Source organism: Pedobacter sp. 01N310, from assembly GCF_056399805.1.
Map to the genome: position 1 here is coordinate 252788 of NZ_JBFTSB010000005.1, position 25467 is coordinate 278254.

22 protein-coding genes are annotated in these 25467 nt (G+C 38.8%); 8 read left to right on the forward strand and 14 right to left on the reverse strand.

From position 1 onward, the window contains the following. Positions 1-97 precede the first annotated feature (97 nt). Positions 98-2254 carry a transglycosylase domain-containing protein gene (locus AC1DNH_RS12940; RefSeq protein WP_477608376.1) on the reverse strand — a complete coding sequence of 719 codons (2157 nt, stop codon included), beginning with the start codon at positions 2252-2254 and terminating at the stop codon, positions 98-100. A gap of 131 nt (positions 2255-2385) precedes the next feature. Between AC1DNH_RS12940 and AC1DNH_RS12945 the strand changes: the two genes are divergently transcribed. From AC1DNH_RS12945 to AC1DNH_RS12955, 3 genes are read left to right on the forward strand one after another with little or no spacing between them, the layout of a single operon-like run. Continuing rightward, positions 2386-3462 carry an Mrp/NBP35 family ATP-binding protein gene (locus AC1DNH_RS12945; RefSeq protein WP_029274885.1) on the forward strand — a complete coding sequence of 359 codons (1077 nt, stop codon included), beginning with the start codon at positions 2386-2388 and terminating at the stop codon, positions 3460-3462. A gap of 34 nt (positions 3463-3496) precedes the next feature. Further along, positions 3497-3742 (forward strand): NifU family protein, encoded by a 246-nt coding sequence (locus tag AC1DNH_RS12950; protein WP_029274884.1) that lies wholly within the window; start codon positions 3497-3499, stop codon positions 3740-3742. A 53-nt stretch (positions 3743-3795) separates the two neighbouring features. Beyond that, entirely contained in the window at positions 3796-4431 is a 636-nt protein-coding gene (locus AC1DNH_RS12955) for a peptidase associated/transthyretin-like domain-containing protein (RefSeq protein WP_215165279.1), read from the forward strand. A gap of 234 nt (positions 4432-4665) precedes the next feature. Here AC1DNH_RS12955 and def read toward each other — a convergent pair whose 3' ends face one another. The 4 genes from def to AC1DNH_RS12975 form a co-directional block, all read right to left on the reverse strand. Beyond that, on the reverse strand, positions 4666-5226 hold the full coding sequence (def, locus tag AC1DNH_RS12960; RefSeq protein WP_029274882.1) for a peptide deformylase: 561 nt from the start codon (positions 5224-5226) through the stop codon (positions 4666-4668). Positions 5227-5371: 145 nt separating this feature from the next. Then, on the reverse strand, positions 5372-6604 hold the full coding sequence (locus AC1DNH_RS12965) for a M16 family metallopeptidase (RefSeq protein WP_477580974.1): 1233 nt from the start codon (positions 6602-6604) through the stop codon (positions 5372-5374). 26 nt (positions 6605-6630) lie between these two features. Continuing rightward, positions 6631-6984, reverse strand: a complete 354-nt coding sequence (locus AC1DNH_RS12970; protein WP_477580976.1) for a hypothetical protein — start codon at positions 6982-6984, stop codon at positions 6631-6633. A 181-nt stretch (positions 6985-7165) separates the two neighbouring features. Next, positions 7166-9316: a S9 family peptidase gene (locus AC1DNH_RS12975; protein ID WP_477580977.1), complete on the reverse strand. Its 2151-nt coding sequence runs from the start codon at positions 9314-9316 to the stop codon at positions 7166-7168. Between the two features lie 353 nt (positions 9317-9669). Here AC1DNH_RS12975 and proB point away from each other — a divergent pair, with 353 nt between their 5' ends. Then, the gene (gene proB, locus AC1DNH_RS12980; RefSeq protein ID WP_477580979.1) at positions 9670-10749 is read left to right on the forward strand and encodes a glutamate 5-kinase; all 1080 of its coding nucleotides are present in this window, start codon (positions 9670-9672) and stop codon (positions 10747-10749) included. A 113-nt stretch (positions 10750-10862) separates the two neighbouring features. After that, positions 10863-12110 (forward strand): glutamate-5-semialdehyde dehydrogenase, encoded by a 1248-nt coding sequence (locus AC1DNH_RS12985; protein WP_477580981.1) that lies wholly within the window; start codon positions 10863-10865, stop codon positions 12108-12110. Between the two features lie 437 nt (positions 12111-12547). Here the strand turns inward: AC1DNH_RS12985 and AC1DNH_RS12990 are convergent, their stop codons facing one another. Both AC1DNH_RS12990 and AC1DNH_RS12995 read right to left on the reverse strand, forming a co-directional pair. Then, positions 12548-13930, reverse strand: coding sequence for an MBL fold metallo-hydrolase RNA specificity domain-containing protein (locus AC1DNH_RS12990; protein WP_477625423.1), 1383 nt, complete (start codon positions 13928-13930; stop codon positions 12548-12550). Between the two features lie 82 nt (positions 13931-14012). After that, entirely contained in the window at positions 14013-14363 is a 351-nt protein-coding gene (locus tag AC1DNH_RS12995) for a hypothetical protein (RefSeq protein ID WP_477610513.1), read from the reverse strand. A gap of 103 nt (positions 14364-14466) precedes the next feature. Here AC1DNH_RS12995 and AC1DNH_RS13000 point away from each other — a divergent pair, with 103 nt between their 5' ends. Next, complete coding sequence (locus tag AC1DNH_RS13000) at positions 14467-14721, forward strand: hypothetical protein (protein WP_477610512.1); 255 nt, start codon at positions 14467-14469, stop codon at positions 14719-14721. A 54-nt stretch (positions 14722-14775) separates the two neighbouring features. On the opposite strand, the gene AC1DNH_RS13005 is transcribed toward AC1DNH_RS13000, so the two are convergent. The 6 genes from AC1DNH_RS13005 to ffh form a co-directional block, all read right to left on the reverse strand. Then, positions 14776-15456 carry a type 1 glutamine amidotransferase domain-containing protein gene (locus AC1DNH_RS13005; protein WP_477625424.1) on the reverse strand — a complete coding sequence of 227 codons (681 nt, stop codon included), beginning with the start codon at positions 15454-15456 and terminating at the stop codon, positions 14776-14778. Positions 15457-15540: 84 nt separating this feature from the next. Next, complete coding sequence (locus AC1DNH_RS13010) at positions 15541-16110, reverse strand: Crp/Fnr family transcriptional regulator (RefSeq protein ID WP_477579302.1); 570 nt, start codon at positions 16108-16110, stop codon at positions 15541-15543. A 115-nt stretch (positions 16111-16225) separates the two neighbouring features. Continuing rightward, positions 16226-16600: a hypothetical protein gene (locus AC1DNH_RS13015; RefSeq protein ID WP_477579304.1), complete on the reverse strand. Its 375-nt coding sequence runs from the start codon at positions 16598-16600 to the stop codon at positions 16226-16228. A 346-nt stretch (positions 16601-16946) separates the two neighbouring features. After that, entirely contained in the window at positions 16947-17603 is a 657-nt protein-coding gene (locus tag AC1DNH_RS13020) for a SanA/YdcF family protein (protein ID WP_477579306.1), read from the reverse strand. Positions 17604-17698: 95 nt separating this feature from the next. Continuing rightward, entirely contained in the window at positions 17699-19237 is a 1539-nt protein-coding gene (locus AC1DNH_RS13025) for a YifB family Mg chelatase-like AAA ATPase (protein WP_477579308.1), read from the reverse strand. A gap of 379 nt (positions 19238-19616) precedes the next feature. Next, positions 19617-20954 (reverse strand): signal recognition particle protein, encoded by a 1338-nt coding sequence (gene ffh, locus AC1DNH_RS13030; RefSeq protein WP_215165338.1) that lies wholly within the window; start codon positions 20952-20954, stop codon positions 19617-19619. 191 nt (positions 20955-21145) lie between these two features. Between ffh and AC1DNH_RS13035 the strand changes: the two genes are divergently transcribed. After that, entirely contained in the window at positions 21146-23569 is a 2424-nt protein-coding gene (locus AC1DNH_RS13035; RefSeq protein ID WP_477625425.1) for a DUF5916 domain-containing protein, read from the forward strand. Positions 23570-23651: 82 nt separating this feature from the next. Here AC1DNH_RS13035 and AC1DNH_RS13040 read toward each other — a convergent pair whose 3' ends face one another. After that, positions 23652-24638 carry a helix-turn-helix transcriptional regulator gene (locus AC1DNH_RS13040; RefSeq protein WP_477579312.1) on the reverse strand — a complete coding sequence of 329 codons (987 nt, stop codon included), beginning with the start codon at positions 24636-24638 and terminating at the stop codon, positions 23652-23654. Between the two features lie 96 nt (positions 24639-24734). On the opposite strand from AC1DNH_RS13040, the gene AC1DNH_RS13045 reads away from it, so the two are divergent. Further along, a complete protein-coding gene (locus tag AC1DNH_RS13045; RefSeq protein ID WP_477579314.1) occupies positions 24735-25466 on the forward strand; it encodes an SIP domain-containing protein in 732 nt (243 codons plus the stop codon). The last annotated feature ends 1 nt before the right edge of the window (position 25467 follow it).

Genomic DNA, 25467 nt, shown 5'->3' on the forward strand with positions numbered 1-25467 from the left:
AATCTGCTAATCATCTCTAAACCCCAAACTAATTTTGGTTAATTGTTTAATCATTTGGCTCACTGGTAACTGCCGACTGGCAACTGCAAACTGATTACTACTGAGTCTTTTCCAATTCCTTTTGCCGTCTTCGTTCTTCCCTACGCTCCTGCCTTAATTGTTTTTTGGTTTTAGTGGTATCGGCTGGCGTGGTTATCTGTTTACTTGAGGTATCTTTTTTAGATCCGCCACCAAAAAGGCGTTCGAAGAAGCTTTTATTTTTGTCGTGTACAATTACAACCGGTAAGCCGTCTCCATCATCATCAAATGCTGTAGTATCAATAACAGCCGTGTCAGGGGCTAAATACTGGCGGAGCCCCTCTCTTAAACGTACGTTATAGAAACCATACCCAGAAGTATCGCTCGGCACTAAACCCCTTCTTGCCATAATATTTCCCATAAACCTAAAATAGTTGAACATGTAAGGTTTCAAGCTACCATCAGCCATGAATTTATACATCGATGCCTTTGGTTTAGGAACAATACTCGCCAGGAACAATCCATCACCGATGGTTAAATCAGCAGGTTGTTTTCCAAAATAATAGCGCGAAGCCTCACCTATTCCATAAATATTCTGGCCTAGTTCCATAATGTTGAAATACACTTCGAGCATCCGTTGTTTGCTTACCAGGTGGTTATGCTCAATAAGCCAAACAATTAATATCTCCTCGGCTTTACGGGCCAAGGTTTTTTGACGGCTTAAATAAACATTTTTAACCAGCTGCATACTGATGGTACTGCCACCGCGTTTAAATTTCTTTTCTTTAAAGTTTACGGCGATTGATTTACGGATCGATTCTTCAACAAAGCCGTTGTGCGTAAAAAATGACGGATCTTCTGCTGTTAAAACTGCATTGATAAAGTTTTTCGAAATTGACGATAAAGGTGTAAAATTTGGGTTTGATGGGCCTATGGTAATATCGCGCATTGGTTTGCCATACTCATAAGGGGTATAAACAAATGGGCTGTTGATTTTTTGCAGATTGGTTTTACCCCATTGTACAATTTTGAAATCAACGGGTGTTAAGGTAGAGCTAAAGCGCACGCTGTCTGGTACTTTAGTGTCTAAATAAAAATTTAGGTTATATTTCACCTTGCCCTGTACTTTTAATCCTTCCAGCGATTCGAACAGGCCTTGTGGAAAAGCATCTAAAACCCCTTGTGCATCCTGTTCTTCGGCATTTAGCTTTAACTCATATATTTTGTTCTTTCCTAAAGTATATTTAACAAAAGGATGGATCTGTGCATTTTTTAGGTATGCTGTTGAGGTGCTGTCTAAGGCAATGAAATTAGGCCCAACTAAAATATCGGCATCCAGTTTTGCACTTTGTACAATGATGTCGTTCGAAGCAATGCGTGGCTGATTAATCAGCATGTTTTTTACCGACCAGGAGCCAGAAATTTTATAATCGTCGCCGCTGTATTTTGCATTTTTAAGCTCGGTTTGTAAGGTATCAAAACTGATTTTTGCGTGTAGCTTATTGTTTAAGTAAGGTAATTCCAGTTTTTTTCCATCAGCATAAGCGGTAAAGCTCAATTCTTTGCTGCCTGGGTTTACATAACCGTTTACATGCCAGGTAGATTCGTTATTGTTTACATCAATGGTTGATTTTAAATCGCCGCCATCAATTGTAGCCGTTGTTGCAAAAGTCAACTTGGCTGTATCGTGGTCATTTAATTTAAAGATCATGTTCTTCACATCCATATCGTCAGGGATTTTGTATAAAACCTGATTTAAGATGTTGCTGGCTATTTCTGGTAAGTTGGCTTTTCCATTGGTTTGGGTGCTGTCTTTTTTCTTGCGCTTTAAGATGAAATCGATATTTGTGGTCGAATCTTTAAGTACAACACTTACAAAGCCATTGTTAAGTTTTACTTCTGAGAGTTTTACTTTGCCAAAAATAAGCGGGAAAAGTTTTACACCAACACTGAGTTCGCCAATATTAGAAAGCGTATCCCTATCTTTAGGAACAACAGAAATATTGGTCATTTTTACGGTGCTAAGCCCTGTAAAACCGGCCGATCCGATTTTAACCTCCAAACCATAATCCTTGTCGGCCTTGGCAATCGCTTTGGCCACCATTTTTTTAAGAAGTGCTTCCCTTTTGCTATAGGCTACCGCACCCAATGCAATACAAACAACTAAAAAAACACCTAAAATCCAGGCTCCGATTTTTAAATATTTTTTGGGGATCTTAATTTTTGGTATTCGCATATAGTCGTTAAAATGGTTAATTGCTTAAACGTAACAATTAAATGTTTATTTCGTGTTAAAATTACAGTTAAAAAGCCTAAATAAAAGTATTTGTGGCTATGTTTTGTTAATTTTGAATTTAAATTAATACCATGCAGATTAGCCCGCAACAAGTTTTAGATGCGCTTAAAAATGTTGAAGATCCCGATCTTAAAAAAGATCTGGTTACTTTAAACATGATTAAAGATTTACAGATAACAGATAACCAGGTCAATTTTACATTGGAGCTTACTACGCCGGCATGCCCGATGAAAGAAATGCTGAAAAACGCCTGTACAAATGCCATCAAGCATTTTGTATCGCCAACGGCAGAGGTAATCATCAATGTAACTTCGAGGGTTACCCAACCAAGCAATTCATCATCGTTAGATAACATCAAAAATATCATTTTGGTTTCATCTGGAAAAGGAGGCGTTGGTAAATCTACCGTAGCAAGTAACCTGGCAGTTGTATTGGCTAAAGATGGTGCCAAAGTTGGCCTTATCGATGCCGATATTTATGGGCCATCGGTACCCACCATGTTCGATCTGGTTGATGCGAAGCCAGGCGCTGAAGAAACAGCCGATGGTAAAACCAAAATTTTGCCGATCGAAAAATACGGGATTAAATTATTATCGTTGGGCTTTTTTGCAGATCCGGGGCAACCAGTGCCATGGCGCGGACCAATGGCATCAAACGCAGTAAAACAATTGTTTAACGATACCAACTGGGGGGAACTGGATTATCTGATCGTAGATCTTCCGCCGGGAACGGGCGATATCCACATCACCATTACGCAGAGTTTCCCAATTTCGGGAGCGGTTGTGGTTACGACACCTCAACAGGTTGCTTTGGCCGATACGCACAAAGGTTTGGCTATGTTCAGAATGCCGGGAATTAATATCCCAATTTTAGGCGTTATTGAAAACATGTCGTATTTTACACCAGCAGAATTGCCGGAGAATAAATATTATATCTTCGGAAAAGGTGGCGGTACCGAACTTGCCGCACGTTTTGATGTGCCATTTTTAGGCGAAATTCCGATCATACAAAGCATTTCGGAAGCTGGAGATAAAGGGAAACCGGTAGCACTAAACCAGAACCCTCTGCTTGATGTTATATTTGGAGATATTGCAAGTAAAATTGCTCAACAGATATCCATCAACAATGCGCAAATGGTGAATTGCTAAAAAATTACTATTTTTATAAATTAAAATATATATAATGAATTTAACAGAACAAGTAGAACAGGCATTGGAAACTATCAGGCCGTATTTAAAGGCTGATGGAGGTGATGTTTCTGTTGAAGAAATTACATCTGAAGGAACAGTAAAGCTTAAGCTTTTAGGCAACTGCGGTTCTTGCCCGATGAGTTTCATGACTATGAAATCTGGTATCGAACAAGCCATTATGAAAGCTGTTCCTCAGATCACTTCGGTAGTTGCCGTTAACATGGCCGAGCAAGATTAAGCTTTAACACTATTTAACAAGGAAGTTTTATTAATAAAATTACTTTTGTCTTAATGAGATATTGTGTTGCCCTAATTTGCCTTATTTTTTCTGTTACCGCTTTTGCACAACAAAAGCCGGCACAGGATAAACTTATCCAATTTTCAGGGATTATTACCGATATCGATAGCTCAAATGTGATTCCTTATGTTACCATCACCAATCTTTCTGCAAAGAGTAAAAGGGTTGGTGCTGATTATAGAGGATATTTTACCTTCATTGTTAATCCTGGTGATACCATCTTGTTTACGGCCATTGGTTATAAGAAGTTTTCTACTGTAATTCCTGAAGGCACACCTGATAGCAAATACACCATTATGGTTAAATTGAAGGCTAATGTGATCGATTTACCATCGGTGCGTGTTTTTCCATGGGCAACAACAGAAGAATTTACCCGCGAGTTTTTATCAATGAAACTGGCGGATGATGATATGGCCATAGCCAAAAAGAACCTTTCGCGCTCCTCAATTGATGGTTTAATTCAAACCTTGCCACGTGACGGACAGGAAATAGGCAGCCAAAACTATCGGTATAATTTTGATAGGATGATCAATAAAAACATGGTACAAACCAATCCCCTACTTAATCCTTTCGCCTGGGGTAAGCTGATGCAGCAGATTTTTGATGGGGATAAGAGTAGGACGAATTAGTCTGGAGTCTTAAGTTCGGAGTCCTTAGTCTTGGGATGCAGAAGACCAAACGCTATTTAATCATTATCTTATTTATTTTAGTTAGCAGTCATCCTGAATTTATTTCAGGTTTTATGCGGCTATAAAGATCCTGAAATAAATTCAGGATGACGACCGAGAGTAATTAATACTGTAGACCTTAAAACAAAAAAGGGAAAACGTTTCCATTTTCCCTCTGATATCTTACATCAAAACTTATCTTTTCTTACTCTTATTCGGAAACTTCATTTTGTAATCTGTTTTGATATTTCCTTTCGAAATCGCATCCAGTTTGCTTTTAAGCATGGTTTTGCGAAGAACACTTACTTTGTCTGTAAATAATTTTCCTTCAATATGATCATATTCATGTTGGATTACGCGTGCAGGCATTCCGTCTACATCTTCAGTATGTTCTACCCAGTTTTCATCAAAATAGGTAATTTTGACATTCGGCTTGCGCATAATGTTTTCACGGATATCAGGAATACTTAAGCAGCCTTCGTTAAAACTCCAGGCCTCTCCCGTTTCTTCCAAAATTTCGGCATTGATAAATACCTTTTTGTAGCCCGGTGTGCCATCTTCATCTTCACCTGTATCAACAATAAACAAACGGATAGGCAAACCAATTTGAGGGGCAGCTAAGCCTACACCATTTGCATAATACATGGTGTCGAACATGTCGCTGATTAATTGTTTTAATCCTGGATAATCTTTATCGATATCGGTTCCTACCTTTTTTAAAACAGGATCACCGTAAGCTACTATTGGTAATTTCATTGTATTATATTTTTTTCAGATCTCAATCTGAGTTTGTTAATTAGTGCAAAATGCTGTCAGTCTGAGCCTGTCGAAGACCCCTAGTTAAGTCCTTCGACAGGCTCAGGATGACAAAACGAAAGATTTTGACTTACAAAAATAAGAATTATTCCTCTATTGGGCAGAAAGTAAAGATATTCAGTTGCTCGATATTTAAAATTTCATCCGTAACTTCTGCCATTTGCTTGGTGGTAACGGCATTTATTTTCTCAAAAACAGTTTCCAGAGAATCGATTTTGTTATGGTCGATCAGGCTTTTGGCCATCGAAATGATTAAACCGATCCTGTTTTCTTCACCCAAAGCAATCTGTCCGATAAATTTGTTTTTGGCTTTTTGTAACTGCAATTCATTTAAAGGATGTTCTCTGAGCTTTTTGATCTCCTTAAAGATTAAAGAGAGTGCTTTGGCCTGCTTTTCTTTATCTGTTCCAAAATAAATGGAAAAAATACCTGTATCGCTTAATGGAGAAAAATTGGACTCAATGGTATAGGCAATCCCATGTTTTTCTCTGATCTGTAGATTTAATACCGAACTCATTCCATTGCCGCCAAAGTAATTATTCAACAGCATTAAAGGCACCTTTTGCAATTGGTGCGTAGAATATGCCTGCCTGCCTAAAATACAGTGTGCCTGCATAATCGGCTTGTAGATAGTTGTATTGTTTTGTGCGATTATACCTGGCTTAACCCTTTCTTTGTTTGGATTATTCTCTTCAACATCAGCAAAATGTTTACTCCCTTTATTTACAACACTATTTAGGGTGTAATTGCCTAAAACGGCTACCACAATTTCGTTTGTGCGGTAATTGGCCTTTATGAAATTGATTACATCCTCCCTGGTAAAATGCTGAACGGATTCGGTTGTGCCCAAAATGTTATTGCCCAGTGCATGCCCAGCGAAAAGCATATCTTCAAAATCATCGTTTATGGCCTCTTCCGGTTGATCTAAATAAGAAGAGATTTCATCCAGGATTACACTTTTTTCTTTATCCATTTCCTCTTCAGGAAAGGTTGAGTGGAACAGAATATCGTTGAAAAGATCTAATGTTCTATCTAAATATGGATTTAAAAAAGAGGCGTGCACGCAGGTGTATTCTTTTGTAGTATAGGCATTTAGATCTGCCCCAACACTCTCCAAACGATTTAATATCTGGTTGGTGCTCCGTTTTTCGGTACGCTTAAAAATCAAATGCTCAATAAAGTGTGCTAAACCCGCTTTGTTTTCAGGCTCATCGCGCGATCCTGTGTTGACGATGATGCATGCGTGAGATATGGCAGAGGCCGAGGGCACATGCAGTAAGCGTATGCCGTTTGGCAAAGTGTGAACATTGTATTCCATTGGGGGGCAAAGATAAGGCTAATTGCTTACAAAGCCTCTGTATCTGGGTATTGCAATTGTAAAGCGGAAATCAATTTATTCTTGGTAGGCCTTTTGAGTATCAAAAAAATAAAATTAGCTGCACCAAATATCAAAAAGAATGAATTATGTGTCATAAAAAAACCAACAATATTGAAAAGAGCACCCCCTTCCAGCATTGCTGAACTAATGATAAACGCACTTTGATACATGTTAATCTTCGTATCGGCAGGAGCTTTTTTGTCGATTTTTGCCATTAAGTTTCTGTAAAAAAAGATGCTCGCCGAGATGGTGATCAAGCCCATAATTGGAAATATTGGGTTAAAAGGCGAAGTGGTTTTAGGGTTGGCATCAAAAAACATGATTTCGCGATTGAGAAAGATGGTTACTAGTGCAAAGAGGAAAACGCCAGCGCATAAAGCAAGGTGGATAATTTGGAGTGTTTTTAGTTTAGTGTTCATTGTGGGATGTAGCTTGATTTAAATTTTAAAAAGGATGTTCGTCATTCCCAACTTGATTGGGAATGACGAACCGAGTAAAAAATTATTTCGTTATCCCCTCCAACGAGAATAGAAACGCCCAGCGTAACGAAACATCTTTTAAATAATCGAAACGGCCTGATGCGCCGCCATGGCCAAATTCCATATTGGTTTTAAGCAATAATACGTTCTTATCAGTTTTAGTTGCCCTTAATTTGGCTACCCATTTAGCTGGTTCGAAATACTGCACCTGGCTATCGTGTAGGCCTGTAGTAACCAACATGTTCGGATAGGCCTTTTTCTCTACATTTTCATATGGAGAATAGCTTTTCATATAATCGTAAGCTGCTTTTTGTTTAGGATTTCCCCACTCGTCAAACTCATTGGTGGTTAATGGAATGCTTTCATCCAACATGGTGTTAATTACATCTACAAAAGGAACATCAGCAATAATACCGTTCCATAAATCGGGAGCCATATTAGCCACAGCGCCCATCAATAAACCACCTGCGCTACCTCCATGTGCATACAAATGGCCTTTTGATGTATATTTCTGATCAACCAGGTACTCGCCCGCTGCAATGAAATCGGTAAAGGTATTTTTCTTTTTCATCAATTTACCGTCTTCGTACCATTGGCGTCCCATTTCCTGTCCACCACGGATGTTGGCAATGGCGAAAACAAAGCCACGGTTTAATAGACTTAATCTTGGCGAAGAGAAGTTTGCATCTGTACTCGATCCATAGGATCCATAAGCGTAAAGCAGCAATGGTGCATGTCCATTCTTTTCAAAGCCTTTTTTGTAAACCAAAGCAATTGGGATTTTTGTGCCATCTTTTGCTGTCGCGAAAACTCGTTCCGTTGCATAATCTTTAGGATCGTAACCACCAACAACTTCCTGCTGTTTCATTAGTTTTTTATCCTTTTTCTCGAGGTCGTAATCGTAAACTGAGTTTGGTGTGGTTAAAGAGGTGTACGAATAACGCAGTGTTTTGCTGTTATATTCTGGATTTGCGCCAACACCGGCAGCGTAAACAGGTTCATCAAACTTGATATAATAATCGCTACCATCCTTCTTCAGTACGCGTAGCTCGGTTAAGCCATTTTTACGTTCTGATAATACCAGATGGTCTTTAAATTCTTCTCCATATTCGAGTAAAACATCTTTGCGGTTTGGAATAACCTCTTTCCAGTTTTCTTTTTCTGTTTTATCCAGAGGGCATTGCATCAAACGGAAGTTTTTGGCATTCCAGTTGGTTACGATGTAAAACTTATCATCTACGGTTAAAATATCGTATAAAACATCTTTTGAGCGTGGCGAAAATACTTTAAACGCTGCCTCTGGATGATCGGCATCAATCATTCTATATTCGGTAGTTAATGTTCCCTGCGACGCAATAAAAATAAAACGGCCATTTTTCGATTTCATTACGCCAATATAGTTGCTGTTGTCTTTTTCATCATAAACGACAGTATCTGTTTTAGCATCGGTGCCAAGTGTGTGTTTTTTAATTTTTTCGCTTAATAGTGTAATGGGGTTTTTCGAAGTATAGAAAAGTGTTTTATTATCATTTGCCCATGCTACCCCACCTTCGGTATTGGTAATGGCATCCTTTAACATTTCGCCGGTTTCTAAATTTTTAACATTGATGGTATATTGGCGGCGCGAAACCTGATCTACTCCAAAAGCTAAAAGTTTATTGTCGGGACTAACACTAAATCCGGTTGCGCTGTAATAGGCATGGCCTTTTGCCAGATTATCTACATCTAACAGTATTTCCTCAGCGGCCGATAAGCTCCCTTTTTTACGACAATACTTAAAATATTGCTGTCCGTCTTCGGTTCTGGTGTAATAGAAATATCCATTCTTGAAAACAGGAACAGATTCGTCTTTTTCTTTAATCCTCCCTTTCATTTCTTTAAACAGATCAGCCTGAAATTGATCTGTACTTTTCATCATCGTGTTGAGGTAAGTATTTTCAGCTTTTAAATAATTGACAACTTTTGTACTATCAGGCCCTTTTTTAAAATAATCGATCATCCAATAGTAGTTATCTACCACGGTATCGCCATGTATTGTTCTTTTATGCGGAATAATCTCTGCTATAGGGGCCTTGGCATCGGGCCATTTAATTGCTTTCATTTCTTTCTTTTGAGGGTTGTTACAAGCCGTAATTGCACTGAGCAATATTATGCCTGGTAAGATACGTTTCATAGTGGTTTGAGTTAGGGTGAATGCAATTTAATAATTTAGTTCAATAGTTCATTGGTCATTTGTTCATTGGTAGCGTGGCGGTTAACTGGTTAATTGTTTAAATCGGTTAACTTGTAATAAGCAAGCGGTACTTCTGACCTCCGTCACCAAACTTCGGACTTATAAAATAGTTCATTTGTGATTGGTTAGTGGCATGGAGGTTAATTGTTTAAATCGGTTAATCGACTCCAAACGCCAAACTCCCAACCCCAAACTAATTACCATTTTTGTAAAAAACCATTATGCCCATAGATAATCATCTGAATTAGAAAAATTGATGGTAAATTGCCACATCAAATTGCTTGAAAATAATAATGAAATTAGGGTACAAAAAAATAGTTGTTAAAGTTGGTTCGAATGTAATTACACAGGCGAATGGTTTGCCTGATGAAGCAAGGATTAAACATCTTGTGAATCAACTGGCCGATATAAAAAAACTTGGTATTGAGGTTATTTTGGTTTCTTCGGGTGCGGTAGCATCAGGCAGAAGTTTGATCAAGGTATCTGAAAAACAAGACGCCGTAACTACCCGCCAACTGTTAGCAGCCATTGGTCAGGTTAAACTGATCAATACCTACGCTAATTTTTTTGCAGCACATGAAATTCAATGTGCACAGGTTTTGGTTACCAAAGAAGATTTCCGCGACCGGGCACATTATTTAAACATGAAGAACTGCTTACAGATTTTGCTTCAAAATGAAGTAATCCCTGTGGTGAATGAAAACGATGTAGTTTCGGTTACTGAATTGATGTTTACCGATAATGATGAACTGGCTGGATTAATTGCTTCGATGTTAAATGCCGATGCCTTGATCATCCTGTCGAATGTAAACGGCATCTACAACGGCGATCCGAAAATGGAAGGATCGGCTGTTATTGAGGAAATTAATGGTTCGGTTGCTAATTTGGCCTCTTTTATCCAAACGGGTAAATCGCAATTTGGCCGTGGTGGAATGATTACTAAATCGACCATGGCGCAAAAAGTAGCAAAATTAGGCATAACAGTCCATATTGCCAACGGAACGCAAGATGATGTGCTCACTTCTTTACTAAACAATGAACTGGTGCACACACGCTTTGTTCCCGAAAAAAGTAAATCGGGCAAGAAAAAATGGATTGCCCATTCTGAAACTGCTGCTACGGGCATTGTGAAATTAAACGATGGCGCAAAAACAGTATTAACCTCTGGTAAAGCCACCAGTTTGTTGCCCGTAGGGATTATCGAAATACAAACAGACTTTTTAAAAGGCGATATTATTAAAATTATTGACGAAAAAAACAATCTCATAGGGCTCGGGATAGCAGAATATGGATCAGATAAAGCCAGAGAACGTATCGGACAGAAGAAACAAAAAGCGCTGGTACATTACGATTATTTTTACTCGGCTATTTAAAGGTTTAACCACAAAGGGCACAGAGAAAATCACGGAGAGACACAGAGTTAAGCAAATTCTCTCTTTTTCCTCTGTGTAAAACTCGGTGGCCTCTGTGGTAGAAAAAGGACAAAATGGATTACAAACAATACTTCGAAAAAGTAAGGCAGGCAAGTCGTACCTTGGTTAGCCTGAGCAAAGAAACAACAGATGCAGTTCTAACAGATCTGGCTGCGGCTTTAGTGGCCAATACTGAATTAATTCTTGCTGAAAATGTAAAAGATTTGGCAAAAATGCCCATCGAAGATCCAAAATACGACAGACTGAAGTTGAGTGCAGCACGTATTGCTGACATTGCGAATGATCTTAAAAATGTTGCTGGCTTAAGCAGTCCGTTGGGTAAAATTCTCTCAGATAAAACGCTGGAAAATCAGCTTCATATACAAAAAGTTAGTGTGCCTTTAGGTGTTGTAGGTGTGATTTACGAAGCGCGCCCAAATGTTACTGCTGATGTATTTTCACTCTGTTTTAAAACCGGAAACGTTGCTGTGCTTAAAGGAGGCAGTGATGCTGAATTTTCGAATCTGGCTATTGCAAAGGTGATACACGAGGTTTTGGATAAGCATAAAATCAATCGAAATGTTTTAACCCTATTGCCAGCCGAAAGAGCTGCAACCGAAGCTTTATTGAATGCAAGAGGTTTTGTAGATGTGCTGATTCCAAGAGGAAGTCAATCGTTAATTAATTACGTTCGCGAAAACAGTAAAATCCCCGTTATTGAAACCGGAGCTGGGATTGTACATACTTATTTTGACGAGACGGGCGATCTAGAGAAAGGCAAAGCAATTATTTTTAATGCAAAAACCAGAAGGGTAAGTGTTTGTAATTCGCTTGACTGTGTATTAGTTAATCAAAATCGGCTTAATGATTTGGCTGCGCTTTTATCTCCCCTAGCTGATGGCGATGTTGAGTTATATGCTGATGAAAAAAGTTTTGAGCTATTAAAAGCTTCTTATCCTGAGCAATTGTTAAATCAGGCTAAACCTGAACATTTTGGTACAGAGTTCTTATCTTTAAAGCTAGCTGTTAAAGTAGTGGCTGATTTAGCTGAAGCTTTGAACCACATTGCCGATTATAGCTCTAAACATAGCGAAGCCATTATTTCTGAAGATGCCGCTAATATTGCCCAATTTTTAAACGAAGTAGATGCCGCTGCGGTTTATGCCAATGCCTCTACCGGATTTACGGATGGTGCACAGTTTGGCCTTGGCGCTGAAATTGGTATCAGCACACAAAAACTCCATGCCCGCGGACCAATGGGGCTGGAAGAATTAACCAGTTATAAGTGGGTGGTAAGAGGTGACGGACAAGTGAGAAAGTAATGTTATTGTCATTCTGAGGGTTAATTTATATTATAAAATCAATATTAATGATTATTTTTTTTACCCTACAGCTCATGCTTTCCTCGGCTCACCGCCGCCGATGGGCTCTTTCTTTTTGGTGTCAAAAAGAAACAAAAAACACCGGCTGAAAATTTTTCTTTCGAAGTTAGTGGGTTGGCTGTGTGGGTGGAGTCCGAAAAATTTGTTAGGCCGGATTTAAGTAGAACGGGGACACGGTGCTACGGCCTAGTTGGGTGGAAATACGCAGGCGACATAAACCATTTATATTTAGATGATTGCAAAATAACGTTAATGGCAGTGTAGCAAAGAATCAAACCATAGAAAACAGTCATTAGATTTGTTGCCTTCAGTATAAATGTTAGCGCAGTGCAACTAACTTAAAGATTCTTCGCCGGGCTCAGAATGATAGCATAATATTATAATTCAAAGACCTCTCCTCTTTCTGGCACGGCAACATTAAAGCCATCTTCTTGTAAAGCCAATGATAAACTTTTGAGGCTTTTATCTTCACCATGAACCAAGAAAACTTTTTTGGGCTGTCCTGTCTGTTTAATTGTTTTCACTAAGTCATTGTGATCGCCATGGCCACTGAGCAGATCAGTTTGGTGTATCGTGGCGTAAACCATCATTTCCCGGTCTTTAATGCGGACAATAGGTGCTCCGCTTAATAGCTTGTAACCGAGTGTTCCTTTTGCACAGTAGCCAATAAAAAGAATGGTGCAATAATAGTTCTGAATGTTGTAGTACAAGTGATCCTGAATCCGCCCGCCTTCTAACATGCCTGCAGAAGAAATAATGATACAAGGATCAAAATAATTAGAAACATCTTTACTTTCTTTCATCGTTTGAACATAAGCAAGATGCTCAAATTCAAACTCATCACCCATGGTTTGGTAAAAATCTTTCGCTTCCTGATTTACCAGGTTATGGTGTTTGCGGTAAACCTCGGTAGCTTGGATGGCCATGGGGCTATCTACAAAAATCTGAACGGGCGGCAATAGTTTTTTGGTGAAAATCTGGTTTAAGGCAAATACCAACGATTGCGTACGGCCAATACTAAATGCAGGAATAATCAATCGCCCAGGGCTTTTAATGCAGGCTTCGGTAATTTCCTGAACTAATCTTTCCTCTAAGGTCTGGTCTTTGGTGTGCACCCTCCCGCCATAGGTTGCTTCACTTACCAGGTAATCAACCTCTGGCAGCGGTTCAGGGTTAACCAATACCGGATAGTTCTCTCTGCCAATATCGCCTGTAAAAGCAACTTTCTTCTCTACGCCATCGTCATTGATGGTTAAAATAGCTGCAGCAGCGCCAAGCAAATGGCCAACTGGCACAAAGGTTAGGCTAATATCGCCGTTGATCTTGAAAGGCTTGTTAAATGCAATGGTTACAAAACGATCGATCGTATCCATTACATGTTTGTGCAGGTACAAAGGTTTTGGTCCGCTAAAATTGCCGCGTTTAGTTCTGGGTTTTCGGCCGGCCTTCCTTAAGAAAAGTTCTACAGAATCGAATAATAGTATCGAAGTAAGATCGGCTGTTGGTGGTGTACAGAGCACCTGACCTTCAAAACCCAATCGAACCAGTGTAGGTAAATTACCAGAGTGATCGATATGGGCGTGAGTTAAAATAACGAGGTTTATACTTGCCGGATCGAAAGGGAATTGCTGGTTTTCTTCCTGGTAGGTTTCCTTCTCGTAATCTAATCCACAATCTATCAGTATTTTATAATGTCCAACTTCTAGCAGGTGCATACTCCCTGTTACCTGTTGTGCTGCGCCCCAAAACGTTAACTTCATCTTCTTATCTATCGCGTAAGTTCTTTAGCCGTAAAGTAATATAAATGATGGGATTTTTAAACAATCAAGCGTAATTTTTTAATTATAGTCCATTTTCTTCCCTAAATTTGAGTCCCTTCGATATTTCACTTTTTGCCTCTTCCGAAAAATCTTCTAAATCAGCTGTTGTAATGATTTTATCTACAAGCATAGCAATTACAGTATCTAAAAACCATGAATTTCTAAGCCCGTCATATCTTCTGGCGATGTGTTTGTCGAAATCTGTTACAGTGGTAAAAATTTTATAATAATCGTCTCTATTATCTTCAGGCTGTTGTGTTTTCCATTGGTCTAAAATTTCGGAGAATACCTGCATTTCTTTTTTTAGTTCCCGTTGTAAAGCTATCTCGAATAACTTTCTGGCAACTTTGTTATCTGCTTTAGAAAAACTCATATTCATCGTTAAAATTATAGCATAAAGATAACAATGTCTTATATATTCAGCCCAACTTAAGCTCAACAAAAAGATTTTTTATCTTTGAAGAAAAATATTCGATATGCAAGAACCTTTTGATATAGAAATCGGACCAATTAATTATTCAGTTTTCCCTGAAGGAAATGATTCGTATACCATTTTCAAAGATGGAAAAGAATATATTCAGATTCAGAAGGATACTTCATCTATCTGGTTAAAAATGGATTATAAAACCGAACTTCCAATTTTTGAAGAAGACGAGGAAGTGAATGCTATTGGCCAGGCCATTGAAAAATATGTGCCTGAACCTGAAGACGAGGAAGAAGACGAGTTATAATAAGTAATCCTCAACAAGGTTTGGTTAAACCAGCCTGTGTTGAGGATTTTAAATTTAGGCAAGGAGCTTTAATAATTCTTCTGCAACTTTTTCTGATGAGGCAGGGTTTTGTCCGGTAATCAATAAGCCATCAACTAAGGCATAGGGATTCCAATCAGCTATCTTGCTGTAATGTCCACCATTTTTTATCAACATATCCTCTACTAAGAAAGGCACTACGTTTGTTAATTGTACAGCTTCTTCTTCGGTATTGGTAAACCCGGTTACATTTTTGCCGTTCACCAGGTATTCACCATTTATCTTTACATCCTTAAGCACTCCCGGAGCATGACATACAAAAGCAACAGGCTTGTTGGCGTTATAGAATTCGGTAATGAGTTGTTGTGAAGTTGCGCTTTCTGCTAAATCCCAAAGTGGTCCGTGACCACCAGGATAAAAAACTGCATCATAATCATCCATCACTATATCGGCCAGTGGAATGGTATTTTTTAATTTGGCCAATAGAACAGCGTCTTTGTCCATTCTTTTCGTCGTTTCGGTTTGAAAAGAAGGATCTTCACTTTTAGGGTCAATTGGTGGTTGACCACCTTTTGGTGAGGCCAATACAATATCAATGCCTYTGTCGGCTAAGGCATAATATGGCGCTGCCAATTCTTCTGACCAAAAACCTGTTTTTAAACCTGTATTTCCTAATTCGTCGTGGCTTGTAAGCACGAATAAAACTTTCTTATTCATATTTTTTTGCTAAGTGTATCACAAAATTAGTGCTCTTGAATAGGGCAGCAAAGGACTTCAATCACAAATTTAATGTGCGCAAAATCACACTTTTGCGGAAAGCCTGCTTAAGGTTTCTCTAGAAATGCCCAGGTATGCTGCGATTATTGTTTTAGAAACCCGTTGCATCAATTGCGGATACTGTTGAGCGACTTGTTCAAAACGCTCTTTCGGGCTTGTGGTCAAAAGTGATAAAACCCTTTGCTGTAGCGCTACATAGCCTAAACTGTTTTTTATCCTGAAAAAATGCTCCATTTTATGGCTTTCGTTGCATAGCTGATCTAAACTATCTTTGCTGATAGAGAGTAGTTCGGAGTTTTCTAAGCAACTGATGTTCGTAATCGATTTAACATGCCCATAAAAAGCCCTAAAATCGGAAAGCCACCAGTTTTCCATTGCAAACTGAATAATATACGCTTTACCATTGGCATCTGTAAATGTAGCCTTTAGTAAACCTTTAACTACAAAATAAATGTGATTAACAAATTCGTCTTCCTGGATGAGGTACTGGTGTTTTTTAAGCGTTTTAGGTTTGAAATGTGCTGCTATATGCTCAAACTCCTGATCGGTAAGGGAAATGATTTCTTCGAGGTGTGTTTTTAATTCAAAACTCATGCTATAAATTTAACTAAATTAAGCATGAAACTCATTTTTTGCTTTTGGAATGAGGTAAGGAGAAAAAATAAGGCCCGATTTTTTATTGATCGGGCCTTCTGTCTTTTTAAATGGTTTACCTCGTGCAATTTGCTGTCCAGGTTTGCCCATCTTTCGAAACCAAAATTTTAAGGGTACTGGCATCAATACTGATACCGGTTAAACCCGATCCAATACTTACATAACTGTTGTCGCCCGTTTTTTCAAACTTTACTCCTGTAATATCAGGAATCCCGTTACCAAAGTAAAAATTATACGTTTCACCAATTTTGCTTACTGTTACTTTACCATCGGTACTGTTGATGGTAGTCTCACCACTACGATAGGAAACGGTTCCTTTGTAAGTACCCACAAAGAAGTCTCGATCTGCTGGATCGGTATCTTTTTTACACGATACCATTACGGTTAATGCTATTAAAAGCATGCTGAAAATTTGAACTGTCTTTTTCATCTCTTTCACTTTTTTAATTTTAAATAGGTAATAAATGTAACAGAGCTATGACAATGACTATGCCAAACGAGTCATTAATGCTCAAAAAATAGTGAGATACAGAATAAAAACAACATAAAAATGTATATTTAAAACGCTGTTTAATAGGTTTTTATAATTGCAATTGGTGGCGTTCTTCACTCCTGCTGCCCATAATAGATTTTTTACAGCTGCTTGCGCTCACAAATAAATAAAACTGTTCAGTTTAGAAGAACATCGCTTATTTATTGAAATTGATATAGACCGATATTTGAAGAAAAAAGAAATTTTTACCGCTCAAAGAAATCAAAGAGCAATATATTTCACGTTATTCTTTAGTATAATTTGAAGGTCCGTTAATGTCTACCGTTTTGCCTAAAAAGTGTGGTTTTCTACCAATTAAAATATCAATTGTAGATTTTACAACGGCAAAATATTCTCTAAAAGAAGCATATTTGTAACCCTGATACGTTCCTTGATCGGCAGCAAAGCCATATGATTTGACGCCCAATTTATTTCCAATATTGATACACCGGTTTAAATGATATTTTTGTGAAACCAGAATGGCCGTATCAACCTTGAAGATATATTTAGATCTATATAAGGTAGAGTAGCTATCAAATCCAGCATAATCAAGATAGATCTTATTGGTATCAACACCGTGCTGATAACAGTAAAGTTTCATCACCGTTAACTCGTCATGCTCATCGCTACCGTTGTCGCCAGATAACAGAATTTTATCAATTTTATGGTTTTTATAAAGTTCGATACCAGCATCGAGCCTATCTTTTAAGTATTTGCTAGGTTTATTATTGTTAATGCCTGCTCCGAAAATAATGGCCACTTTGGTTCCTGGTGTGTCTTTTTCTTTTGAAAAAATTACCGGATCAGTTTGAGATTTTACCAATAAATTTATGCCCAACACTACAATAATGCCCAATAAGGAGGCATAGATTAACAACTTTATGATTTTTTTAGTCTTCATGGATTAGACGGTAATAATTATTTATCTCTTAAAGATAGTTAAAGGCAAAACGGATTATCCCATGTATTTAAAAATTGATTTTCTGCAAATCTTTTTTACCCTGCCCAACCATCCCTATCTAAACTCCTATAATTGATGGATTCTGCTAAATGCTCGAGCTCTACATTTTCACTTCCGGCTAAATCGGCAATGGTTCGGGCCACTTTTAAAATCCTATCGTAAGCACGGGCTGATAAGCCTAGCCTTTCCATTGCGGTTTTTAATAAAGTAGTACCTGCTTCGCTGATCTGACACACTTTACGCACCATTTTCGGGCTCATTTGGGCGTTGCAGTGCAATTCTTCTTTATCAAGAAAACGTTTGTCCTGAACTTCCCGGGCTTTAATTACACGTTCCCTAATGTGGTTGCTTCGTTCTGTGTTGGCTGTGGAGGCTAATTCTGTAAAATTAACCGGCGTTACTTCTACATGAAGATCAATCCTGTCTAGAAGTGGTCCAGATATTTTACTCAGGTACTTTTGAACCACTCCTGGTGCGCAAACACAATCTTTCTCCGGATGGTTGTAAAAACCGCATGGGCAGGGATTCATTGAGGCCACCAGCATAAAGCTAGCCGGATACTCTACCGAAAATCTTGCCCTTGCTATGGCCACTTTACGGTCTTCTAAAGGTTGGCGCATTACCTCTAAAACGGTACGCTTAAATTCGGGTAGCTCATCTAAAAACAAAACGCCGTTATGGGCCAGCGATATTTCTCCGGGCTGTGGGTTTATTCCCCCGCCCACCAAAGCAACATCGCTAATGGTATGGTGTGGGGAGCGGTACGGACGGATGGTCATTAAAGCATCGGCAGCAGAAAGTTTTCCGGCAACGGAGTGGATTTTTGTGGTTTCTAAAGCTTCATTTAAATTTAATGGGGGTAAGATAGTTGGCAGACGTTTGGCTAACATGGTTTTGCCTGCCCCTGGCGGACCGATTAAAATAACATTGTGACCACCTGCTGCAGCAATTTCCAATGCTCTTTTAATATTCTCCTGGCCTTTAACATCGGCAAAATCGTGCTCGTAATTATTGATGTTTTTTAAGAATTCTTCTTTCGTATTGATTTTAACCTGTTCCAGTTTTTCACTCTTATTAAAGAAAGCGATTACCTGAGCCAGGTTTTCTACACCATAGGCAATTAAATCGTTTACAATGCCAGCCTCGCGAACATTTTGTTTCGGTAAGATGAAACCTTTAAAACCATCTTGTTGTGCTTGGATAGCGATTGGTAAGGCGCCTTTAATGGGTTGAATGGTCCCGTCTAAAGAGAGTTCGCCCATAATGAAATAGTCGTCCAATTCATCACAAGGAATCTGTCCAGATGCTGCTAAAATGCCGATGGCTATTGGGAGGTCATAGGATGAGCCTTCTTTTTTAATATCTGCAGGCGCTAAATTGACTACAATTTTCTGCTTCGGCATACGGAACCCCGAAATATTAATGGCGCTGGCCACACGTTGAAGACTTTCTTTTACCGCATTATCTGGCAGGCCTACCATATAGTATTTTGTACCTGCGCTAATATTCACTTCGATTGTTATGGTTAGTGCATTTACGCCATAAACAGCACTCCCGTATGTTTTTACAAGCATTGATTTTAATTAAAATAAATTCGGATGTAAATTATTCGGGATGAATATTGATTCTAATATACAGATTATTTAAAAAAGATCAAGTTTTAGTATCTATTAGCGAGTCGATTTCACCAACCGCTGTTAAATAAACCTGATTGGACGATCCCGACTTTATGTCGGGACAGGGAAAGCAGGGCTAAAACCCTCCTATGGAAAGCTGAACACTCATTTCCAAAACCTATAAAACAAAAATCCCGACCATTACTGATCGGGATTTATATTATTTTGAAAGATGCTGAAACAAGTTCAGCATGACGCTGTGGGTTGCGACCTGGATTTGTATTTTCACGAAGAATAAGGCCTTACGCCCTAAACCCTCTACTCTAAACCTTCTAAATTATCTGCCAAATGGCATTTTAGGCATACCTTTCATCATTGCTGCTGCGGCTGCCGGGTTAGAAAACTGCTTCATCATTTTACGCATATCTTCAAACTGCTTAATTAGTTTAGTAACTTCTTCTACCTTGCTGCCCGAACCTTTTGCAATACGTAAACGGCGGCTTTGCTGGATACTATCTGGGTTTTCTTTTTCAAACGGAGTCATTGAGTTGATAATCGCTTCAATTGATTTAAAGGCATCGTCCTGAATATCTACGTTCTTCATCATTTTGCCCACTCCAGGAATCATACCCATCAAATCTTTCATATTACCCATTTTCTTGATCTGCTGAATCTGGTTGTAGAAATCGTTGAAATCGAATTTATTCTTGCGGATTTTTTTCTGAAGTTCTGCTGCCTCTTTCTCATCGAACTGCATCTGTGCACGTTCAACAAGCGACACCACATCACCCATGCCCAAAATACGCGATGCCATACGGTCTGGATAGAAAACATCAAGTGCTTCCATTTTCTCGCCGGTACCGATAAATTTAATTGGCTTGTTTACTACCGATTTAATTGAAAGCGCTGCCCCACCGCGGGTATCGCCATCTAATTTAGTTAAAACAACGCCCGTAAAATCAAGTCTGTCATTAAATACTTTGGCTGTATTTACCGCATCCTGACCGGTCATCGAATCCACCACGAATAAAATCTCGTGCGGCTGAGTTTTAGCCTTAACTTCAGATATTTCGTTCATTAAAGATTCGTCGATCGCTAAACGACCAGCGGTATCTATAATGATTACGTTATTTCCATTTTCTTTACCGTGTGCAATACCTTCTAAAGCAATGCCAACAGGATCGTTTGAGGCACGGTTAGCGTAGACTGAAACACCAACCGAGGTTCCTAAAACCTCCAATTGATCTACAGCCGCCGGGCGGTACATATCGCCTGCAACCAATAAAGGTTTTTTACCCTTGCCTTTTAAATGCAAAGCCAGTTTACCAGCAAAGGTAGTTTTACCCGCACCGTTTAAACCAGCAATTAAGATAATGGTAGGATTTGCTTTAGTATCTAACTCTGTAACTTCGCCACCCATTAAAGCTGCAAGTTCATCGTTCATTATTTTGGTAAGCAATTGACCTGGAGAAACGGCTGTAAGCACGTTTTGCCCCAAAGCTTTTTGCCTCACATCATCGGTAAATGCTTTTGCTGTTTTATAGTTAACATCGGCATCTAATAATGCTTTACGAATTTCTTTCATGGTTTCTGCCACGTTGATTTCCGTAATACTGCCTTGTCCTTTTAGTACTTTAAATGCTCTGTCTAGCTTGTCCTGTAAATTATCAAACATCTTTTTTTAAGCTAAAAGCTTCATGCCGAAAGGCAAAAAGCTACTTGTTTTTAATAAAAGGCAAATGTATCAAATTTTGCTTGTAAATCTTAGCAACTCAAAGTCAAAACTTTAGGAAGATGAATATTAAATTTTTCTTTGGTGCAACATTTTGTTTAAGGCGTGGTCTTATACCTAACTAACCTAAACGAATGAAACGCTGCATCCTCCTTTTTTTTATATTTATTTGTGCTTTTTCCCAAGCCCAGGATATTTCGAAACAGCGCCAACTGGAAGCAAAAAGAACGCTGCAAAGCCCCAAAATAGACGGTATTTTAGATGATGAGTGTTGGAATAATGTTCCAATTGCTACTGATTTTATTCAGATCAGGCCAAACCCTGGAAAGATAGAAACTCACGATCGGCGCACTGAAATGAAGGTGCTTTACGATGACGTTGCGATTTATGTTTATGCCCGGATGTACGATCACCCTGACAGTGTTTCGCACGAGTTGGTTTCGAGAGATAATATTGGCAATGCCGATTTCATTTCAATTATTGTCGATCCCTTTTATGATAAGATGAATGGAAATGGCTTTTTCGTTACCGCTGCCGGTGTTCAGTTTGATGCCAAATACTCGCAGGTGGGTGATGAAGATGCAAGCTGGAACGCTGTGTGGGAAAGTGCTGTTAAAATTGATGATAAAGGCTGGACCTGCGAAATGAAGATCCCTTATTCGGCCTTGCGTTTCTCTAGTAGGGATGTCCAGAACTGGGGTTTGAATTTTAGCCGCAGGATGCAGCGGAAAAACCTTCAAACCTTTTGGAATTTTGTAGACCCTAAAGTAAACGGTTTTATCAATCAGGAGGGGCTGTGGACGGGAATAAAAGATGTTAAACCTCCGTTAAGATTATCTTTTTCGCCATATATTTCAGCTTATGTAAACCATTATCCGGTTAATTTGCCCGGGGTAAAAAACACAACCTCGCGGTTTAACGGGGGGATGGATGTTAAATACGGAATCAACAATAGTTTTACGCTGGACATGACTTTAGTGCCCGATTTTGGGCAAGTGCAATCCGATAACCGGATATTAAACCTCACACCTTTTGAGGTGAAATTTAATGAAAACCGACAGTTTTTTACCGAGGGAACAGAATTGTTTAACAAAGGTGACCTGTTTTATTCGAAGCGCATCGGTTCTATTCCATCCTATTATAATTACAGCGGGGTAGGCAGCAGTGATAAAATTGTAAAAGATCAAACTGAAGCCAAGGTATTAAACGCCACAAAAATTTCAGGACGGACAGCAAAAGGCCTGGGTATTGGGATATTTAATGCCATTACCAATAGCATGGAAACCGAGGTAGAGGATGCTCAGGGTAACCTTCGTATGGTAGAAACGCAACCGCTCACCAATTATAATATTCTGGTTTTCGATCAGTCGTTAAAAAACAACAGTTCGGCTACGTTTATCAATACAAATGTACTTAGGCAAGGCTCTGCTTACGATGCCAATGTGAGTGCGCTGCTTTTCAATTTAAACAATAAAGGCAATAAATATTTCGTAAATGGCGGGGGCAAAATGAGCTATTTACGGGGTGAAGAATCGAGCACGGGTTATAGCTACACCTTAAGGTTTGGAAAACAGAGCGGCAATTTTACCTGGAGCTACAATCAGGTATATGCAGATGATAAATTTGATCCATCAGATATGGGTTTCTTTACCAATAACAACTTTTTAGATCAGCGGATTGGTATTGGTTATAACGTATACAAGCCAAGTAAATGGTATAATCAATTTGAAAGCTGGCTTAATCTAAATTATTCTCGCAGGGCAATACCGAGTGCTTATCAAAAAATAGGTGCGAATGCAGGGTATTGGGTTCAATTTAAAAATCAATGGTCGGCAGAGTTTGATTTAAGTGTAGATAGAAAAGGGAACGACTTTTACGAAGCCCGAAATGGACAAATGTATCAGGCGCCAGGAAATTTTGGTGTTGCCTTGTATATAAATCCCAACCGCGCCAAGGCCTATAATTTTGGTGGAAATGTGCGCTATTTTGAACAGCATCTTTTCGGCGGCAAACAGTATAATTTTTACTTTTTCCAGAACCTGAGGTTAAATGATAAGATTGCTTTTGGTTTAGACCTGAACTTTAACCCAAACTACGATTATGTAAACTGGGTAACCGCACAAGGTGATAAAGCTATATTCTCTAAATACGACCGCAGAACGGTAGAAAACTCATTTGATGCTAAATATACCTTTACCAACTTAATGGGGCTAACCGTTGTACTAAGACATTATTGGAGTGATAGACGAAATAAAGAATTTTACCTGCTTCAGCCTGATGGCCATTTAACCGATTATCAAGGGCCAACGTTAACCGCGATGGATAGAAACTATAATGTGTTTAATATTGATTTGATTTATACCTGGCAATTTGCACCCGGTAGCACCCTTTCTGTTTCGTACAAGGATGCGGCCGAAACTTATGATACTTTTTATACGCAACGTTATAATAAAAACCTGAGCGGAATTTTAAATGCCCCTCAGAATAACAGCCTTTCTGTAAAGGTTTTATATTATGTTGATTATCTCGATTTGAAGAAAAAAAGGAAGAAGGGATAAGTTGGGTGTTCCTAGCCTTGGGTTTAAACCCAAGGCTAGGAAGTATACATATGAAGACTAAAGGTCCAAACCCCCAACTAAACTACCTTGCTTTACCAGGGCTTACACCGAATTTTTTACTAAAAGCACTACTGAAATGCTGTACCGAAGAATAGCCCAGTTCGTCGGAAATATTTTTGATATTTTTGCTGCTATCGGCCAGGAGTTCTTTGGCCCGCATCAATTTATAATCGCTTAAATAGCCAAAAACGGTGTTTTTGAAAATTTCTTTAAAGCCATGTTTCAGTTTAAATTCGTTTATGCCTGCAACCTTTGCCAATTCGGTTAAACATGGGGGATGGCTGGCATTGGCTAACAAATATTCGCGTGCATAATAAATGCGGTCTTTATCGTATGATTTAAGGGCTGGGCTTTCTGTTTTCTTAGCCGCCAATTCGAAAGCCTGAGCTTGCAATGCCAAAAGTTCGAGGCATTTAGATTGTAGGAACAAGAGCTTTAATCCACCAGTAAACTGGCAGTTCATAATATCATTTATACAACTGTGCATGGCTAAGCTGATGGGCAGGTTTTCTGATGAAAGCTCTACCGAACGGTTGTTCATAATTTTTTCGGCAAAGTTTTTTAGCAAAGTGCTGCTTTCGCCAGTTAAATCAACAAAACGTGATCTTTCGAAATTTACCTCGAAAAATTTATGCGGACCACCTACTGTAAATTCTGCCATCCCATCAAAATCAGGACTATAAATAATATTGTGCTGATTGGCTTTGATATCCAGGCGTTTGTTGGTGAGGTAATTTTCCATAATCCCGCCGCCTGTAATTGAAAAATGAAGCTCAACCATATCAGGCTCATCAAAAGATTTAATGCGCAGGCGGCTCTTTTTCACGAGCATATCGCCGTAAACAATGTAAATACCCGAAAAAGCGATCTCCACAATCTCTGCATCGCCAAACGGAAAGCTGTATTTATCCCTCCGCTCGGTTACCAGTGCCTGATTAAATTCGTTATTGTCGAACTTGTTACCAACAATATAGTATTTATCGTCACCATCATAAATGTTTAAAGCCATAAAATCCTTTTGATATAAACTTTAATCCTTTTGGTATAAAAAGATGCGTTTGTTAGACAACTACTTTTGTTCAAAGTTACTAAACAAAAGAATACGATGCCAAAATTACCATCATGGCTGGCCAACACAATGGAAAAAGTGATCAGCAATAAAATATATCAGGTAGAAGTTGTAGAAACTAAAATGTTAAGCAGCAACTTAAAGTGCGTTACCTTTAAAGGCGATTTTTTCGATGCCAAATTTATTCCTGGAATGGAAGTGCTGTTAAGGGTTAATGCCAATGAATATAGGCATTATACTTTATCTAGCTTTGATGAAGCGCACGAAACCTGCGAAGTTATTTTTTACTTAAACAGACAAGGACCGGGCCATAGCTTAGCTGTGAACATCCAAAAAGGAGACCATTTGAAACTTATTGTAGATCGCGCGAAGGTAAAATACAATGAAGAATCTAATCAGCATTTCTTTTTTGGCGACGAAACCAGCCTGGGCCTGTACGAATCGCTTGGAAAAAAAGTGATCGACGAAGATGTTGAATACTTTGGAGTTTTGGAGCTTCAGGAAGAAAACCTGAGTTCTGTTGATCACCTTAAGTTATTGATCGATACCGTGCCTTCTGATGTAAATGCCCCGGCAAAAAATGCCATTAACTGGATGGAAAATATGCATCCATTATGCTGGGAAATGTGGCAAAATGCTACTTTTTATTTAACTGGCAGGGCCAAATCGGTACAACAGTTTAAAAAATACCTAAAGCAAAGAGGCGTAAGCTTCAGGCAGATTATAACAATGCCGTATTGGGAAATAGGTAAGGTTGGTGGCGCCTAAA